12 protein-coding genes are annotated in these 16,028 nt (G+C 69.8%); 6 read left to right on the plus strand and 6 right to left on the minus strand.

Annotated elements, in window-relative coordinates; genetic code table 11:
* Window positions 1-162 precede the first annotated feature (162 nt).
* A complete protein-coding gene (locus ACIRJP_RS05940; protein ID WP_404168571.1) occupies window positions 163-1,398 on the plus strand; it encodes a DMT family transporter in 1,236 nt (411 codons plus the stop codon).
* On the opposite strand, the gene ACIRJP_RS05945 is transcribed toward ACIRJP_RS05940, so the two are convergent.
* The 3 genes from ACIRJP_RS05945 to eat form a co-directional block, all read right to left on the minus strand.
* Window positions 1,368-2,738, minus strand: coding sequence for a peptidoglycan DD-metalloendopeptidase family protein (locus tag ACIRJP_RS05945; RefSeq protein ID WP_404168574.1), 1,371 nt, complete (start codon window positions 2,736-2,738; stop codon window positions 1,368-1,370). The genes ACIRJP_RS05940 and ACIRJP_RS05945 overlap by 31 nt on opposite strands.
* Window positions 2,739-2,869: 131 nt before the next feature.
* Entirely contained in the window at window positions 2,870-3,580 is a 711-nt protein-coding gene (locus ACIRJP_RS05950; RefSeq protein WP_404168576.1) for a gamma-glutamyl-gamma-aminobutyrate hydrolase family protein, read from the minus strand.
* A 115-nt stretch (window positions 3,581-3,695) separates the two neighbouring features.
* Window positions 3,696-5,165 carry an ethanolamine permease gene (eat, locus tag ACIRJP_RS05955; protein ID WP_404168579.1) on the minus strand — a complete coding sequence of 490 codons (1,470 nt, stop codon included), beginning with the start codon at window positions 5,163-5,165 and terminating at the stop codon, window positions 3,696-3,698.
* Between the two features lie 338 nt (window positions 5,166-5,503).
* On the opposite strand from eat, the gene ACIRJP_RS05960 reads away from it, so the two are divergent.
* The 4 genes from ACIRJP_RS05960 to ACIRJP_RS05975 all read left to right on the plus strand — a co-directional run bounded on the left by ACIRJP_RS05960 (window position 5,504) and on the right by ACIRJP_RS05975 (window position 10,720).
* Entirely contained in the window at window positions 5,504-6,868 is a 1,365-nt protein-coding gene (locus tag ACIRJP_RS05960) for a glutamine synthetase family protein (protein ID WP_404168582.1), read from the plus strand.
* A 75-nt stretch (window positions 6,869-6,943) separates the two neighbouring features.
* Window positions 6,944-8,332, plus strand: a complete 1,389-nt coding sequence (locus ACIRJP_RS05965) for an aldehyde dehydrogenase family protein (RefSeq protein ID WP_404168585.1) — start codon at window positions 6,944-6,946, stop codon at window positions 8,330-8,332.
* Window positions 8,333-8,337: 5 nt separating this feature from the next.
* Entirely contained in the window at window positions 8,338-9,123 is a 786-nt protein-coding gene (locus ACIRJP_RS05970) for a 3-oxoacyl-ACP reductase (RefSeq protein ID WP_404168588.1), read from the plus strand.
* Between the two features lie 271 nt (window positions 9,124-9,394).
* Window positions 9,395-10,720 (plus strand): HAD family hydrolase, encoded by a 1,326-nt coding sequence (locus ACIRJP_RS05975; RefSeq protein ID WP_404168591.1) that lies wholly within the window; start codon window positions 9,395-9,397, stop codon window positions 10,718-10,720.
* 84 nt (window positions 10,721-10,804) lie between these two features.
* Here ACIRJP_RS05975 and ACIRJP_RS05980 read toward each other — a convergent pair whose 3' ends face one another.
* Window positions 10,805-11,449 (minus strand): phospholipase domain-containing protein, encoded by a 645-nt coding sequence (locus tag ACIRJP_RS05980; protein WP_404168594.1) that lies wholly within the window; start codon window positions 11,447-11,449, stop codon window positions 10,805-10,807.
* A 153-nt stretch (window positions 11,450-11,602) separates the two neighbouring features.
* Window positions 11,603-12,214, minus strand: a complete 612-nt coding sequence (locus tag ACIRJP_RS05985) for a TetR/AcrR family transcriptional regulator (RefSeq protein WP_404168597.1) — start codon at window positions 12,212-12,214, stop codon at window positions 11,603-11,605.
* 1,034 nt (window positions 12,215-13,248) lie between these two features.
* Between ACIRJP_RS05985 and gndA the strand changes: the two genes are divergently transcribed.
* The gene (gene gndA, locus ACIRJP_RS05990; RefSeq protein WP_404168600.1) at window positions 13,249-14,688 is read left to right on the plus strand and encodes an NADP-dependent phosphogluconate dehydrogenase; all 1,440 of its coding nucleotides are present in this window, start codon (window positions 13,249-13,251) and stop codon (window positions 14,686-14,688) included.
* A 398-nt stretch (window positions 14,689-15,086) separates the two neighbouring features.
* On the opposite strand, the gene ACIRJP_RS05995 is transcribed toward gndA, so the two are convergent.
* The gene (locus ACIRJP_RS05995; RefSeq protein WP_404168603.1) at window positions 15,087-15,551 is read right to left on the minus strand and encodes a hypothetical protein; all 465 of its coding nucleotides are present in this window, start codon (window positions 15,549-15,551) and stop codon (window positions 15,087-15,089) included.
* Window positions 15,552-16,028: the final 477 nt, after the last annotated feature.

Below are 16,028 nucleotides of genomic sequence, written 5' to 3' on the forward strand. Positions count from 1 at the left end.
GCGTTCGCCGTAACCCTGCGGGGTGAGGACTCTAAGCCCTCCGAGGGAGAACTACCCTCCGGAGGAGGACACTGGGACCACGGCCGTACTACTGAGGCAGTACGCCGAATCGCCGTCTCAAGGACGACGACGCAGCCGCGTCGAAGAGACATCGTGGTGTACATGAGTTCCCTTGCGCTGTCCGTGGTGCTGTCACTGGTCTCCGCGGTCGCCTACGCGGCCGGGGCGATCGTCCAGGAGCGCGTGGCGACCGGCGACGGCCACTCGCTGGCACCGCTTCGCAACCGGGTCTGGTGGGCCGCCGTGGCGCTGAACGGCGGGGGCGCGGTGCTCCATGTCGTGGCGCTGGCCTACGGTCCGCTCAGTCTCGTCCAGCCGCTCGGTGCGCTGACCATCGTCTTCGCCCTGCCGATGGCGGCACTCTTCGTACGCCGCCGGGCGGGGGCCACCGCGTGGCGGGGCGCGATCATGACAGCCGTCGGGCTGGCGGGCCTGCTCGCGCTCACGGGGAACGCCGGGTCGCACGCCCTGAACGGCCGGGATCAGCTGATCGTCGCCGGTGTGACGCTCGGCGCGGTCGCGCTGCTCGCCCTGGTCTCCACGGGCACGCACCGGCCTGTGGTACGGAGCGTGATCCTGGCCGGTGCGGCGGGCATCGCGTTCGGGATCGCCTCGGTCTTCGTGAAGACGGTGGCGGTGGGGTGGAAGTCCGGCGCGGTGACGGAAGGGCTGCCGGCGCTGCTGGCGATCGCCGGTTTCGCGGCCACCGGACTGCTGCTCTCCCAGGCCGCTTACCGGGGTGCCGGACTGACCGCACCGCTGGCGACGGTGACCGTGGTGAACCCGGTGATAGCGGCGGTCGTCGGCCTCACGATGTTCGGCGAGCGGTTCCGGTACGGCACGACCGGGACCATGCTCGCGCTGGCCTGTGCGGTGGTTGCGGCGGGCGGCCTGATCCTGCTCACGACGGAACGGCTGGACACGGAGAACCGGGCCGCGCAGACGGCGGACGGCGCGCTCCCGGACGCTGCGGACGTGGCGAGCGCGGAAGCGGGAGCCGGTGCCGCGGGGGCGGCGGAACCCGCGGCGGAACCGGTCCGCCCGGCCCACGCACCGGGGACCGCGGTGCTCACCGGGCCCGTACCGGCAGAGCCTGCCGCTTCAGTCGGCCCTTCGGCGCCCGCCGGGACCGCCGAGGCGGTCCGGGGCACGTTCTCCGCACCGCGTCCGCTGTCGGTGCTGATGCCGCTGGAGTGTCTGGGCCGGGTGACGTTCGGTTTGTCGCCGTACCCCGGCACCGAGGAGCAGAGCCGCTCGTCAGCGGGCCCTGCCGAACCCGGTGACGGGACCGAATCCCTGGGGGCCGTTCAGACCCTGACGCCGCCCGCCCTGAGGTAGTCCAGCGGGTCGATGTCCGATCCGTAGCCGGGGCCGGTGCGGATCTCGAAGTGCAGGTGCGGGCCCGTGACGTTCCCGGTGGAGCCCGAGCGCGCGATCCGCTGGCCCGCCGAGACGTGGCGGCCCTCGCGCACGTGCAGCGCGGACAGGTGCGCGTACTGGCTGTACTTGCCGTCGTTGTGCCGGATGACGACCTGGTAGCCGTACGCCCCGCCCCAGCCCGCCGAGACGACCGTACCGGAGGCCACCGCCCTGATCGACGTACCGGTCGGGACGGGGAAGTCGACCCCGGTGTGGTAGCCGCTGGCCCAGGAGCCGGACTGGTGGTACGGGGTGCCGATGCCGGCCGCGACGGGGGCGACGAGACCGGCGTGCTGCTCCGCGCGCGGCTTCGGCCGGTGGCTCTCGGTCTTCTTCGGCTGGGGCTTCGGCTTCGCGGTGCTGTGGTGCGGCTTGGGTGTTGCGGTGGTCGGGCTGGGCTTCGCCGTCCGGTGCCGGGAGGCGGCCGCTTGCTGTTTCGGTTCGGCGGCCCGGTCCTGGGCCTTCGCCTTCGGGCGCTCCGGGGCTGCCGACCGCTGCGGTGCGGTGGACTTCCGGGGCTTCGGCTCGGCCTTCGGCTTCGCCTGCGCGGCTGGGCCCGTCCTCGGCGACCGGGCCGGGTCCAGGCTCAGGCGCTGCCCGGGCAGGATGAGGTCGGGGTCGTCCCCCACGACCTCGCGGTTCTGCGCGTAGAGGTGCTGCCAGCCGCCCCGGAGGCGCTCGGTCGCCGCGATCGCGGAGAGCGAGTCGCCACGTGCCACGGTGTACGACTCGCGCTTGCCGGGCACGGTGGTCGGCGTGGCGGGGGCGGAGGTCCGTTTCGCCGTGGACTTGCCGGAAACGGTCCTGCCCGGGGCGGTCCGGTCCGGAGCCTTCACATGACCGGTGCGCTGCGACTGCGGGTTGATGTCGACGGGGTCCCCGCCGCTGGTCAGCCCGGCCTTCGTCGAGCAGCCCGGCCACGCGCCGGGTCCCTGCGCGTCGAGCACCTTCTCGGCGATGGAGATCTGCTCGTCCCGGGTGGCCAGATCGGCGCGCGGGGCGTAGACCGTACCTCCGTACGCCGCCCAGGTGGACCGGGTGAACTGCAGTCCGCCGAAGTAGCCGTTGCCGCTGTTGATGTGCCAGTCGCCGGTCGACTCGCAGGCGGCGACCTTCTCCCACACGTCCGTCGACGCGGCGCCCGCCGAGGCTGCCGCGATGAGCGGGAGCGCGAGGCCCGCACCGCCCGCGGTGACCGTGAGCGAGGCACGGTTGATCCGGCTGGGCTGATATCTGCGGTGCCGTCCGTTCGCGGCCATGGCTTGGCTCCCCCACTGACAGTAGGACACGTCGCAAGCGCCCAACTTATGTGCAGGCAAAGGGCGGTGACAAGAGAGCGAACGGACTCACCCGTCACCGCCGAACCAGCGGTCCCGCCGCCGACGAACTGTCAGGGTACGGATGTGGCAGCGCGACGCCGGGCCGCCGCGTCCACGAGTGCAGCCATGACCCGGGTGTCCTGGCCCATCTCGGGATGCCACTGGACCCCCAGCACCAGACTCTCGTGGCCGGTGAGTTCGACGGCCTCCACGGTGCCGTCGGGTGCGTGAGCGCTCGCGACGAGGCCGGTTCCCAGGCGGTCCACGGTCTGGTGGTGGTAGGCGGGCACCACGTCCGGTTCCGCGACGGCCGCCGCGTACGCCGTGCCGGGAACGGGAGTGACGGGGTGTTCGCAGAAGACGCCGGGACCGCCGGTGTGCCCGTCCAGGTGCTGGTGCAGTGTGCCGCCGAGCGCGACGTTGAGCAGTTGCATGCCCCGGCAGATGCCGAGCAGCGGGACGCGCCGGTCGATCGCCGCCTCGATCAGCGCGATTTCCCACGCGTCGCGTTCACGTGCCGGCGGACCGGTGCGCGGGTCGGGCGACTCGCCGTACCGGTGCGGTTCGACATCGGCGCCGCCCGCGATCACCACACCGTCCAGTGCCGCCACGGCCTCCCGGGCCGCCTCGGCGGTGTCGTCGGGGGGCAGCATCACCGCCAGGCCGCCGGCCGCCCGCACCAGGCGCGGGTAGACGGCGGGCAGCAGGACGGCCTGCGTGTCCCAGACACCCCACCGGGCCGGTTCCTGATAGGTGCTGATACCGATGACGGGCCGGGTCATGGCCGCCTCCTCCGGTTGGTTCCCTGTTCGCTCGTGGTGCCGCCGCTGCCGCGTACGGGTGCGGCGGCGGCGGCGGTGCGGGCGCGTTCGCGACGCCCTTGTTCCCAGGTCCTGTTCAGTCCCGGGACAGTTCGGCCTCGGCCGCCGCCAGTGCGGCGAACTCCTCCTCCGGGGCGCTCGCGACGAGGCGGTGACGGCTGTACAAGGCGAAGTAGGCCAGCGCCACCACGTACACGCCGAGCGCGATGAACGCTGCGTCCCGGTCCACCAGGAAGGTCGCCACCAGGGCCGAGCATGCCAGCACGAAGGCCACGGACGAGGTGAACGCGCCGCCAGGCGTCCGGTAGGGCCGTTCGAGGTGCGGTTCGCGCCGGCGCAGCACGATGTGGGAGAGCGCCATCAACGCGTAGCTGATGGTGGCGCCGAAGACGGCGACGTTCAGCATCCGGCCGCCGTTGCCGATCCAGGCGGCCAGCGTGAAGCCGATCGCGCCGGGGATCAGCAGGCCGAGGTAAGGGGACTTGCGACGGTTGGTCAGCGAGAGGAAGCGCGGCAGGTAGCCGGCCCGGGAGAGCGCGAACAGCTGGCGGGAGCCGGCGAAGATCAGCGAGAAGAACGAGGCCACCAGGCCCGCCAGGCCCGCGTAGTTGACGAAGCGGCTCAGGCCGGTGGGGCCGCCCTTGCCCTCCAGCGCGACCACGAGCGGGTTGCCCGCCTCCTGAATGGCCTTGGCGCCCTGTGCGCCGGTGGCGGAGAGGAAGGTGAGCACCGCGAGGCCCACCAGCACGGTCAGCGAGATGGCCAGCGCCCTCGGCATCGACCTGACCGGGTCCTTGGCCTCCTCGGCGGCAAGCGGCACTCCCTCGACACCCAGGAAGAACCACATGCCGAAGGGGAAGGCGGCCCAGATGCCGAGCAGTCCGAAGGGCAGCCAGGACGAGGAGCCGAGCGCATCGGTGTCCACCGGGATGTCGTTGAGGCGGTCGGCGTCGAAATCGGTGAACGCGCCGATGGCGAAGATCAGGAGGGCGGCCACGGCGACGGCGGTCACGATCAGGCTGAACCGGAGCGCCTCGCCGACACCCCAGAGGTGGATCCCGATGAAGACCGCGAAGCAGGCGAGGTAGACGGGCCAGCCGGAGGTGAGCCCGAACAGGCCGAGGGATTCGACGTAGTCACCGATGAACAGCGAGATGGCGGCGGGGGCGAGGATGTACTCGATGAGAATGGCCGTACCGGTCAGGAAGCCGCCCCAGGTACCCAGGGCGCGTCGCGCGAAGCCGTAACCGCCGCCCGCGGTGGGCAGGATGGCGGAGAGTTCGGCCAGCGCGAAGACGAGGCACGCGTACATCAGGCCCATCAGCACGGTGGCCGCGGCGAGCCCGCCGAATCCGCCCTTGGACAGGCCGATGTTCCAGCCGGAGTAGTCGCCGGACACCACGTAGGCGACGCCGAGTCCGGTCAGCAGGAGCCAGCCCGCGCTGCCCCGGCGCAGCGTACGGCGGTGCAGGTACTCGTCCTCGCCGGTCACCGCGCCGGCCTTGCCGCCGGGTGGGCTGGTGGGTGTGTCGGTTCCCTGGGCCATGGGGCGCTCCAGATGTGTGTCGACGGCGCTGCGTCGAGGCGTGGCAGGCGAAAGGGCGCGTCAGAGTTCGTGGGCAAACGTTCGCGGGCAAAGGTTTCGAAGGCAGTGATTCGAAGGCAATGGTTCGCGCTCAAAGGTTCACTGGCACACCTTTATGGAACGCCAGGTGAAACACAAGGGGCGTGCGTCAAGCAGTGGTTACACGTATGCGCCTTGCTGGTGTCCAGGCGAGGTGGGCGCCTCCTCGGCGAGGATTCGCCGCCACCTGCGAACCCTCTTCCCAAGCAATGGTTTCCTGTCATACCTTATGGATCTCGGTGCACCCAAGGAGGAATCCCGTGGCAGACCGCAAACCCCCGCTCGCCGTCGAGGAGCTGCGCTCGCTCGTCGCGAACGGGGCCATCGACACCGTCGTCCTGGCCTTTCCCGATATGCAGGGCCGGCTCCAGGGCAAGCGGTTCGCCGCCGGTTTCTTCCTCGACGAGGTTCTGGAGCACGGTACCGAGGGCTGCAACTATCTGCTGGCCGTCGACACCGACATGAACACCGTCGACGGCTACGCCATGTCCTCCTGGGAACGGGGCTACGGCGACTTCGCGATGGTCCCGGACCTCGAAACGCTGCGCCTGCTGCCCTGGCACGAGGGCACCGCAATGCTCGTCGCCGACCTCGCCTGGAACGACGGCGGCCCGGTCGTCGCCGCCCCGCGCCAGGTGCTGCGCCGGCAGCTGGACCGGCTGGCCGGCCTCGGCTACCGCGCCCAGGTGGGCACGGAGCTGGAGTTCATCGTCTTCAAGGACACCTACGAGCAGGCCTGGGACCGCGGCTACCGCGGGCTGACCCCGGCCAATCAGTACAACATCGACTACTCCATCCTCGGCACCGGCCGCGTCGAACCCCTGCTGCGCCGCATCCGCAACGAGATGCAGGCGGCCGGGCTGACCGTCGAGTCGGCCAAGGGCGAGTGCAACCTCGGTCAGCACGAGATCGCCTTCCGCTACGACGAGGCGCTGGTCACCTGCGACCAGCACGCGATCTACAAGACGGGCGCCAAGGAGATCGCCGCGCAGGAGGGCGTCTCGCTCACCTTCATGGCCAAGTACGACGAGCGCGAGGGCAACTCCTGTCACATCCACCTCTCGCTCACCGACGACAACGGTGACAACGCGATGGCGGGTCACGGCCCGGACGGCATGTCCCGCCTGATGCGGCACTTCCTCGCCGGGCAGCTCGCCGCCCTGCGTGACTTCTCCCTGCTGTACGCACCGAACATCAACTCCTACAAGCGGTTCCAGCCCGGCTCCTTCGCGCCGACCGCCGTCGCCTGGGGCCACGACAACCGCACCTGCTCCCTGCGCGTGGTCGGCCACGGCCGCTCCCGCCGCTTCGAGAACCGGCTGCCCGGCGGGGACGTCAATCCGTACCTCGCCACCGCCGGACTGGTCGCCGCTGGGCTGTACGGCGTGGAGCACGAGCTGGCGCTGCCGGAGGTCTGCACGGGCAACGCCTACACCTCCGAGTACGAGCAGGTGCCGACCTCCCTGCGCGAGGCCGCCGACCTGTGGGAGGCCAGCCCCATCGCCAAGGAGGCGTTCGGCGAGGAGGTCGTCGCGCACTATCTCAACATGGCGCGTGTCGAACTCGCCGCCTACGACGCCGCCGTGACCGACTGGGAGCTGCGCCGCTCCTTCGAGCGCCTGTGACCTCCGTCCCGTCCCGCACTTCCCCTCGCACCCTCACCGCCCTTCACGTCCCTCACCCCCGATCGAGGCCCGTACGTGTCCCACCAGTCAGCACCGCACAGCCTGGACGTCCTGAACCCGGCCACCGCCGAGGTCATCGCCACCGTCCCGACCGCCACCGCCGCCGATGTCGACGCGGCCGTCGCCCGCGCCGCCACCGCCCAGCGCGTCTGGGCCGCGGCGGCCCCCGCCGACCGCGCCCGGCTGCTGCGCCGGTTCGCCGCCACCATCGACGAACACATCGAGGAACTGGCCCTGCTGGAGGTCCGGGAGGCCGGACACACCATCGGCAACGCCCGCTGGGAGGCGGGCAATGTCCGCGACCTCCTCGACTACTGCGCGGGCGGCGTCGAACGCCTGCTGGGCCGGCAGATCCCGGTCGCCGGCGGCATCGACTTCACGCTCCTGGAACCGCTCGGAGTCATCGGGGTCATCGCCCCCTGGAACTTCCCGATGCCGATCGCCGCCTGGGGTGCGGCCCCGGCGCTCGCCGCCGGCAACGCCGTCCTGCTCAAGCCCGCCGAGACCACCCCGCTGACCGCGCTGCGCCTGGCCGAACTGGCCCTGGAGGCCGGGCTGCCCGGCGGACTGTTCCAGGTGCTGCCGGGCGAGGGGCCGGTGGCCGGCGGCGCCCTGGTGGACCACCCCGGCGTGGCCAAGATCGTCTTCACCGGCTCCACCCGGACCGGCAAGCACATCATGACCCGCTGCGCCGAACGCGTGAAGCGCCTCACCCTGGAGCTCGGCGGCAAGAGCCCCAACGTCGTCTTCGCCGACGCCGACCTGGAGGCCGCGGCGGCCGCCGCCCCGATGTCCTTCCTGGACAACGCGGGCCAGGACTGCTGCGCCCGGACCCGCATCCTGGTCGAGCGCTCGGTCCACGACCGCTTCCTCGACCTGCTGGCACCGGCCGTCGCCGCGGTGGTGGTCGGCGACCCCTCGGACGAGAAGACCCAGATGGGTCCGCTGATCTCGGCCGTCCAGCGCGATCGCGTGAGCGGGTTCGTGGACATCCTGCCCGACGGCGTACGGACGATCCTGGGCTCGGCGCCCGACGGACCCGGGTTCTGGTACCCGCCGACCGTCCTCGCCGGGGTGTCCCCGGATGCCCCGGTCGCCGTGGACGAGGTCTTCGGGCCGGTCGCCGTGGTGCTGCCGTTCGACGACGAGGCGGACGCCGTACGGCTGGCGAACGCCACGGAGTACGGTCTGGCCGGTTCGGTCTGGACACGTGACGTGGCCCGTGCCCTGCGGGTCGGCCAAGGGCTGCGGGCCGGGAACCTCTCGGTCAACTCGCACTCCAGCGTCCGCTACGCCACCCCCTTCGGCGGTTACAAACAGTCCGGACTGGGCCGCGAGCTCGGCCCCGACGCACTCGCCGCCTTCACCGAAACCAAGAACATCTTCATCAGCACGGAGGCCTGAGCACCATGACCGACACCACCGCTGTCTGCCGCCGCCTGGTCGGCCGCACCGCCGTTGTCACCGGAGCCGGGAGCGGCATCGGACTGGCCACCGTCCGGCGACTGGCCGCCGAGGGCGCGCATGTGGTCTGCGCCGATGTGGACGAGGCGAGCGGCAAGGCCGCCGCCGAGGAGGTCGACGGCCTCTTCGTACGTACCGACGTCACGGACGCCGAGCAGGTCGAGGCCCTTTTCAAGGCCGCCTTCGACACGTACGGCTCGGTCGACATCGCGTTCAACAACGCGGGGATCTCGCCGCCCGAGGACGACTCGATCCTGGAGACCGGCCTCGAAGCCTGGCGGCGGGTGCAGGAGGTCAACCTCACCTCCGTGTACCTGTGCTGCAAGGCGGCCATCCCGTACATGCGGCGCCAGGGCAAGGGCTCCATCATCAACACGGCCTCCTTCGTGGCCCGGATGGGCGCCGCCACCTCTCAGATCTCGTACACCGCCTCCAAGGGCGGCGTGCTGGCCATGTCGCGTGAACTCGGTGTGCAGTTCGCGCGGGAGGGCATCCGGGTCAACGCGCTGTGCCCAGGCCCGGTCAACACCCCGCTCCTGCAGGAGCTGTTCGCCAAGGACCCGGAGCGGGCCGCCCGCAGGCTGGTGCACATCCCGGTCGGCCGGTTCGCCGAACCCGGCGAGATGGCGGCCGCCGTGGCGTTCCTGGCCAGCGACGACTCCTCCTTCGTCAACGCCACCGACTTCCTGGTCGACGGCGGGCTCACCGGCGCCTACGTCACACCGCTCTAGGACGCCCGGCTCGCGTGCCCCGGTGCCCCGCCTCGCCGCGTTGTCGTCGGTCGCCGACGCGCCTTCCCCAAGCTCTCGGCCCCGCTCGAGCAGGGGAGACCCCGTCCGACTCCCTCCTCAGCCTTGCGATGCACGGCACCGGACCCCGCTCCCTGATCCGGCCTGATCCAAACGAAAGACCCTAGGCCGGTGCGGACGCGGGACGGGGCACCCCGCCCCCGTCCCGTCCCCCGTCCGCGGAGACCGCTCACACCACAGGAGTGTCCCCAGCGTGCCCGTACTCCGTCCCGCACTCCGGTTCGCCCGGCGCTCCGCCGCGCGGCTCGCCGTCACCGCGCTCGCGCTGACGGCTGCCCTCACCACCCTCCCCGCACCCGCCGAAGCCCACGACCGTCCGGGGTCCGGCCGTCCCTGTCCACAGCTGACCGTGTCAACTGGCTGGTACGGGGCCAACCAGGCCCGTATCCAGCGGCTCGTCGACCGTTACGGGAGCTGCTCACCGCTCCACCGCGACGGCCGTGCCGCGCCGGTGGCGGTCTTCGACTGGGACAACACCGTCATCAAGAACGATGTCGGCGACGCAACCATGTTCTGGCTGCTGCGCAACTCCCGGATCCGGCAGCCCGAGCACGGCGACTGGCGCACCACCAGCCGCTACCTCACGGATTCGGCGGCCGCTTCGCTGCGCGCCGCCTGCCCGGACGGCACCGGCCGCGACCGCACCCTGCCGACCGCGACCGACACGGCCTGCGCCGACGAGATCCTCTCGGTCTACAGCGAGGCCACCACCACCTCGGGGCAGGACGCCTTCGCCGGGTACGACCGACGCGCGATGGAACCCTCGTACGCCTGGCTGGCACAGCTCACCCATGGCTGGACGGCCGCCCAGGTGCGTTCCTTCGCCGCCGCGGCGCGCGCCGAGAACCTGGCCGCCCCCGTGGGCGCCACCCAGCAGGTCGGCAGTAGCACCGACGCCACCGGTTACGTCCGCTACTACGAGCAGCAGCGCGACCTGATCCGCACACTGCGCCGGGCCGGATTCGACGTCTGGATCGTCTCCGCTTCGCCGCAGCCCGTGGTCGACGTCTGGGCCCGGGGTGTCGATGTCGCGCCCGGGAACGTGATCGGGATCCGGTCCACCACCGAGCGGGGCCGCTACACCTCGCATCTGAGCGCCTGCGGCACCGCGCGCCCCGGCGACGACTCGCAGATCACCTACATCGACGGCAAACGCTGCTGGATCAACAAGGAGATCTTCGGCGTGCGCGGTGCGGCCGCCTCCCGGGTGCAGGCCCCCTCGATGCGGCCGGTGTTCGCCGCCGGGGACTCCGACACGGACGTGTCGATGCTCCGTGACGCGACCGGTCTGCGGCTGGCCCTCAACCGCAACAAGGCCGAGCTGATGTGCCGTTCCTACGACGACGCGGACGGCAAATGGCTGGTCAACCCCATGTTCATCCGGCCGAAGGGTCGGATGAACGGCGTCTACCCGTGTGCCACCACCGGCTACACCGCGTCGGATGGGACCTCCCGGCCCGTGCTCCGTGGTGATGGCAGTGTGATTCCCGATCAGTACGACACCGTCTTCTCGGGCTGACGCCCGGTACACGCGGCACACACGGTTCACACGGATGCCGGGGTGGCCTGATCCGGCCACCCCGGCATTCGCGCGCCTTCAGTCTCAGCCGCTGACGCTCGCCGCGCCGGTCTCGATGTGTCCGGTGTACCGCCGCGACCAGGAGGTGTCGCCGCCGATCCTGATCGTGAAGTCGTACCAGCCCTCGGCCAGCGCCACCGCGTTGCAGTAGTCCTCCTTGCTCCCGCCGGCCGGGACGGTGTAGGTCCAGGGGCCGTCGCCGCGGTACCGCCCGGACGTCACGGTGAATGTGACGGCGCTCGCCGAGGTGTTGGTGAAGGTGAACCACAGGGCGGGCTTGCCGGTGTCCGGCGCGTTCACGTAACAGGCCGCCACCTCACACGACTTGCCCGCGGCGGTGGCGTCGCCGGTGAACCGGCGCAGGAATCTGTTGGGTCCGGTGATGGTGAGGTCGTACTGGCCGTCGCCGTTGCCCGTACCGATGCTGAAGAAGTCCGTGGCGGTGCCGCCCGCGTCCACGGTGTACTGCCACGGCACCGTCGCGCGGTAGGCGTTGGGGTGCACGCCCTTGAGTCTGCCGAAGTAGTGGTCGAAACTGCGGTTCTCCTGCGTCAGCACCACGACATGGCGGACGTCCTTGATGGTGCCGGTCGCCGCGGTGCTGCTCACCGTGCCCGTCCGGACCGCGGCGCCCGCGGCCACCGGGGGCATGGCGACCCCCGTCGCCACGCCACAAAACCCCTTCGGGTGATCGGTGTCATCTGCCTGCCTACGCCGGATTCGGATGCGTCGTTGTGACGCCGAGGACGGAGTGACGCCCTAACCCCCAGACCTTTGGCAGAAGAACTAACTGAGTTATTGCCAACTCGCCAGCAATGCCAGTCAATTCAAAGGTGCATGGCGTGCCTCGCCCGTCTTCCCGCCCGTCGCGGACGGCCAGTGCTCCAGCAGGAAGTGCAGGGCTTCGACGGACCGCTCCCAGGACGCCTGCACGTCGCGGGGCGCGCCGAAGCCGCCGCTCGCCTCCAGGGCGCAGTAGCCGTGGAAGGTGCTGCGCAACAGCCGTACCGCGTCCGTGAGATCGGGCTCGGCCAGGCCGTAGGCGCGCAGCATCGCGCCCGTGGTCTCGATGGTGCGGTGGTACGCGGTCGACTGCGCGACGATCTCGGGGTCGACCCGCATCTGCGTGGCCTCGTACCTACCGGGCCGCTCCAGCGCGAAGGCCCGGTAGGCGTCAGCGAACCCGACCAGGGCATCCTTCCCGGCCCGGCCCGCGACGGCGGCGGAGATGCGGTCGATGAACTCCCCGGCGGCCAGCAGTGCGACCCGGGTTCGCAGATCGTGCAGATTCCTGACGTGCGAATACAGGCTGGCGTCCTTGACTCCGAAGCCGCGGGCCAGCGCGGAGATCGTGACCTTGTCGAAGCCGATGGAGTCGGCCAGATCGGCCGCGGCCTCCACCACTCGTGCGGTCGTGAGTCCCGCGCGAACCATCCGCCACCTCCGCCATCATTTCCCTAGTTAGCCTAGGCATTTACCTAATATACATAGGTACGCCATCCGGACGATGCCGGACAGGCCGTTCCCGCACCCGTATCCATACTGAAGATCCCGGCATCCCTGAAGATCCCGGCATCCCTGAAGATCCCGGCATCCCCGAGACGGATTGCTGAGCACACAGATGAACGGCACTGCACAGATCGGCGTCACAGGGCTCGCGGGCATGGGCCGCGCGTCGTACACCAGAGCGGCAGGCCGCGTCCCGGCGCGAGATAGGTCGGCAGCGACTCGGTCCGTACGCGGCCTCGTGGCTGACCCGGCAGCGTCACTACATGCCTGGCAGTGTCCGTACGGTGGACCGAGTCCCGAAGAGTCAGGTGCTCCCCGCCCTGGAATCCCGTCGGATCAACACGTTCACCTCGACGGTAATCGACGGCTTCATCATGTCGTGTCTTCTGCTGCTGGGCCCACCGGTCGAGGTCGGCCACCTTGAACTTCAGTTTGCCCCCGAAGTAGTACCTAGGGATGCCATGCCTTCGGGACTCTTCGGTACATCCAACGTTCCGTCATGTCGAGATGGACCACTGCGCTGGGGACTCCGATGTAACAGCGCTCAATTCACCTCCCCCACTTGGTTCGAAGTAGATATATCCGCAAACTTCGGCCGCACCGAGCCGCCCTTACCGTGGAAGCAAACGCAGCCGACGAACTACGAGCATCTGGACGATCCAGCGGGCGCCGGTCAATCTGCGAGCGCGACACCGCCGCATGACTTGTCCTCAGCGATCGCGATCGCGCTGGCTGCGCGTCTCCGCACCAAACCTGAATGTGGCGCCCCCCGGAGCGCGTTCCGCACGGCCCAAACGGTCGTACCACAGAGCGCGGACGACCATCCGGGGATCATTTGCGACACCATGACAGCCTCCCAGTCCGCGATCGTCTGTACCTCGTAAGCTCAGTAGCCCGTTCCATCATGGTGGTCGGCCGAACTGTCGAAGACCACGTAACCGGAAGCAGGCAGAGCCGTTATGAGCAGTACAGCGCAGATCGGTGTCACGGGACTTGCCGTCATGGGGCGCAACCTGGCCCGGAATTTCGTACGCAACGGATACACCGTTGCTGTACACAACCGCACGGCGGCTCGCACCCACGAACTCGTCGAACAGTTTGGCACTGAGGGTGATTTCATCTCGACCGAGAGCGCCGAGGAATTCGTGGCAGCCCTGGAAAGGCCACGACGTCTGATCGTCATGGTGAAGGCCGGAGAGGCAACGGACGCTGTGATCGCGGAGTTCACGCCTCTCTTGGAGCCCGGCGATGTCATCATCGACGGAGGCAACGCGCACTTCGCAGACACGCGCCGCCGAGAGCGCGAGTTGCGCAAGCAGGGCATCCACTTCGTCGGCACCGGCGTCTCCGGCGGCGAAGAAGGCGCGCTCAACGGACCGAGCATCATGCCAGGCGGCAGCAGAGAATCTTACGAATCGCTTGGGCCGATGCTGGAAAAGATCTCCGCGAAGGCCAAGGACGGCGCCCCGTGTGTCACGCATATCGGTCCTGACGGCGCCGGCCACTTTGTGAAAATGACGCATAACGGCATCGAGTACGCCGACATGCAGCTCATCGGCGAGGCCTACCAGTTGCTTCGCGACGTCGCCGGATACTCCCCCGCGCAGATCGCGGATACCTTCCGCGTCTGGAACACCGGGCGCCTGGACTCCTACCTCATCGAGATCACAGCAGAAGTGCTCTCCCATGTCGATGCGGCTACTGGTAAGCCCTTCGTGGACGTTGTGCTCGACCAGGCGGAGCAGAAGGGCACCGGCCGTTGGACCGTGCAGGTCGCCCTCGACCTGGGTGTTCCTGTCTCCGGCATCGCCGAGGCCGTCTTCGCCCGCTCCGTCTCCGGCCACGCCGCCCTCCGCGATGCCTCACGCCACCTCGCAGGACCGACCGCCCGCAAGCTCGGTGAGGACAAGGCGGCTGCATTCGCCGATCAGGTCGAGCAGGCACTGTATGCCTCGAAGATCGTCGCCTATACCCAGGGCTTCCACGAAATCGCGGCCGGCAGCGAGCAATACGATTGGGACATCAACCTCGGGAAGGTCGCCGCGATCTGGCGCGGCGGATGCATCATCCGGGCCGCGTTCCTCGACAGGATCACCAGCGCCTACGAAGCCCAGCCTCGGATGGCTAGCCTCCTCTCCGACAAGGGCTTCGCCGAGGAAATCGCCGCCGCACAGAACGACTGGCGCACCGTGATCGCCACCGCCACCACCCAGGGCGTCCCCACCCCCGCCTTCGCCGCCACCCTCGCCTACTACGACTCCCTGCGCGCCGAGCGCCTCCCCGCCGCCCTCACTCAAGGCCAGCGCGACTACTTCGGCGCACACACCTACCACCGCATCGACCGCGATGGCGCCTTCCACACCCTCTGGGGCGGCGACAAAACCGAAGTCGAAAGCTGACCAAGACCCGCAAGGCTGATGACAGGGGCGGATTCGCCCCAGCTTGCGATCACGGACGCCCGCGTTCTGTCCGGCTGATCTTGGACTGTGGAGGATGCCATCCATGACTTGCATCCGAAGGGGCCGTGCCGCGTAGAACACCAGCTTCGCTTCGGTCTCGGGAATGCGGCTGAGGAAGACTCTGGGGGCGGTATCGCGATGGCCCGGGTCTGTTGGCAGCGGAGGCGGTGATCCGGCGCAGCTCCACCGCCCAGGAGCGGACCGCGTGCCGCATCGGCGTTGAGCGCGGTCTGCCGGCTGTCGTCGGCGAACGCCTGGTAGAAGGGCACGGCCAGGCCCATATACCCAGGGTGCGACCTCGTGCCGGGTGCGCCGCAGCATGTTCCGTGCGCTCAGTCCTACTGCTCCAACTCGTCGGCGAAGGCGCGGAGAGCATCGGCCAGCTCCTTCTTGGTGGGCAGCTCATCCACCTTCTTCTCCAGGCCGTCGATGCGTTCCGCCAGGTCATCCAGGTTTGCCGGATCCGTGGGATGAGATGTGGGGCCGTCCGTAGGAGATGGGGACTCGGTACCGCCCGAGCCTCCCGCATCCGTACCACTGGAGCTGCCGCCGTCGGTGCCGCCTGAACCACTGACGGAGCCACTGTCCCCGCCGCTGGTGTCCCCGCCACTGGTGTCCACGCCGCCTACGACACCGCCGCTTCCCGTATCGGACGTCTCTGTGGGCACAGGAGTCGGGCCGGACGATCCGCCGTCCTGGTCGGCCACTGCAATCGCCCCGCCCACGCCCAGTACCACCGCGGCTGCCGCGCCGACCAGCGCCACTGCCATTCGTCGCGTCTGGATCTTCCTCATATGTGTCATATGGCGGACACTAACCGCTGATCGCCGCGGAGGGTCTCCTTCCGCTGAATCGGTGCCACATGGGCCCTCGCACAGGGTGGGCCCCTGGTTCGTCCCTCCAAGAGATGACGAGGTGGGGCGGTCAGGACGAGTAAAATCCTCCGGCATCGCTCCGGGCGGTCGAAGTGAATGGTTCACACGCCTGCGCAGCACAGGTTGCCCGGGGGCCTCGCGGCGGCGCTGATCGCCGACTACCGATTACGCCCGTTCACGCGCTGCGAGCACGGCGGCGCCGCCGTGCTCGGCGGGCTTCGTCATCGCTGCCGCCCTGTCAAGGACGGCAGCCGACGCGGCTGCCCGGCGCCCCCGGCTGGCTGCCGGCACAGGCCGGGACCGAGGAGCTCGGCATCGGGTGCTTCGTGCCGGTACAGGAAACTGCCGCCGGCCCGTGGGCCACCGAGGAGCCGGTTCGCCGGCCGCATGGCTCCTGCGCGCCGC

Origin of the sequence: Streptomyces sp. NPDC102437, assembly GCF_044765565.1 — a bacterium.
GTDB lineage: Bacteria > Actinomycetota > Actinomycetes > Streptomycetales > Streptomycetaceae > Streptomyces.

What these genes read in the sequence shown, in the direction of transcription:
- ACIRJP_RS05940 (WP_404168571.1), top strand. Translation starts at nt 163, where the DNA reads ATGAGTTCCCTTGCGCTGTCCGTGGTGCTGTCACTGGTCTCCGCGGTC.
- eat (WP_404168579.1), bottom strand. Translation starts at nt 5,165, where the DNA reads ATGGCCCAGGGAACCGACACACCCACCAGCCCACCCGGCGGCAAGGCC.
- ACIRJP_RS05950 (WP_404168576.1), bottom strand. Translation starts at nt 3,580, where the DNA reads ATGACCCGGCCCGTCATCGGTATCAGCACCTATCAGGAACCGGCCCGG.
- gndA (WP_404168600.1), top strand. Translation starts at nt 13,249, where the DNA reads ATGAGCAGTACAGCGCAGATCGGTGTCACGGGACTTGCCGTCATGGGG.
- ACIRJP_RS05945 (WP_404168574.1), bottom strand. Translation starts at nt 2,738, where the DNA reads ATGGCCGCGAACGGACGGCACCGCAGATATCAGCCCAGCCGGATCAAC.
- ACIRJP_RS05995 (WP_404168603.1), bottom strand. Translation starts at nt 15,551, where the DNA reads ATGACACATATGAGGAAGATCCAGACGCGACGAATGGCAGTGGCGCTG.
- ACIRJP_RS05985 (WP_404168597.1), bottom strand. Translation starts at nt 12,214, where the DNA reads ATGGTTCGCGCGGGACTCACGACCGCACGAGTGGTGGAGGCCGCGGCC.
- ACIRJP_RS05970 (WP_404168588.1), top strand. Translation starts at nt 8,338, where the DNA reads ATGACCGACACCACCGCTGTCTGCCGCCGCCTGGTCGGCCGCACCGCC.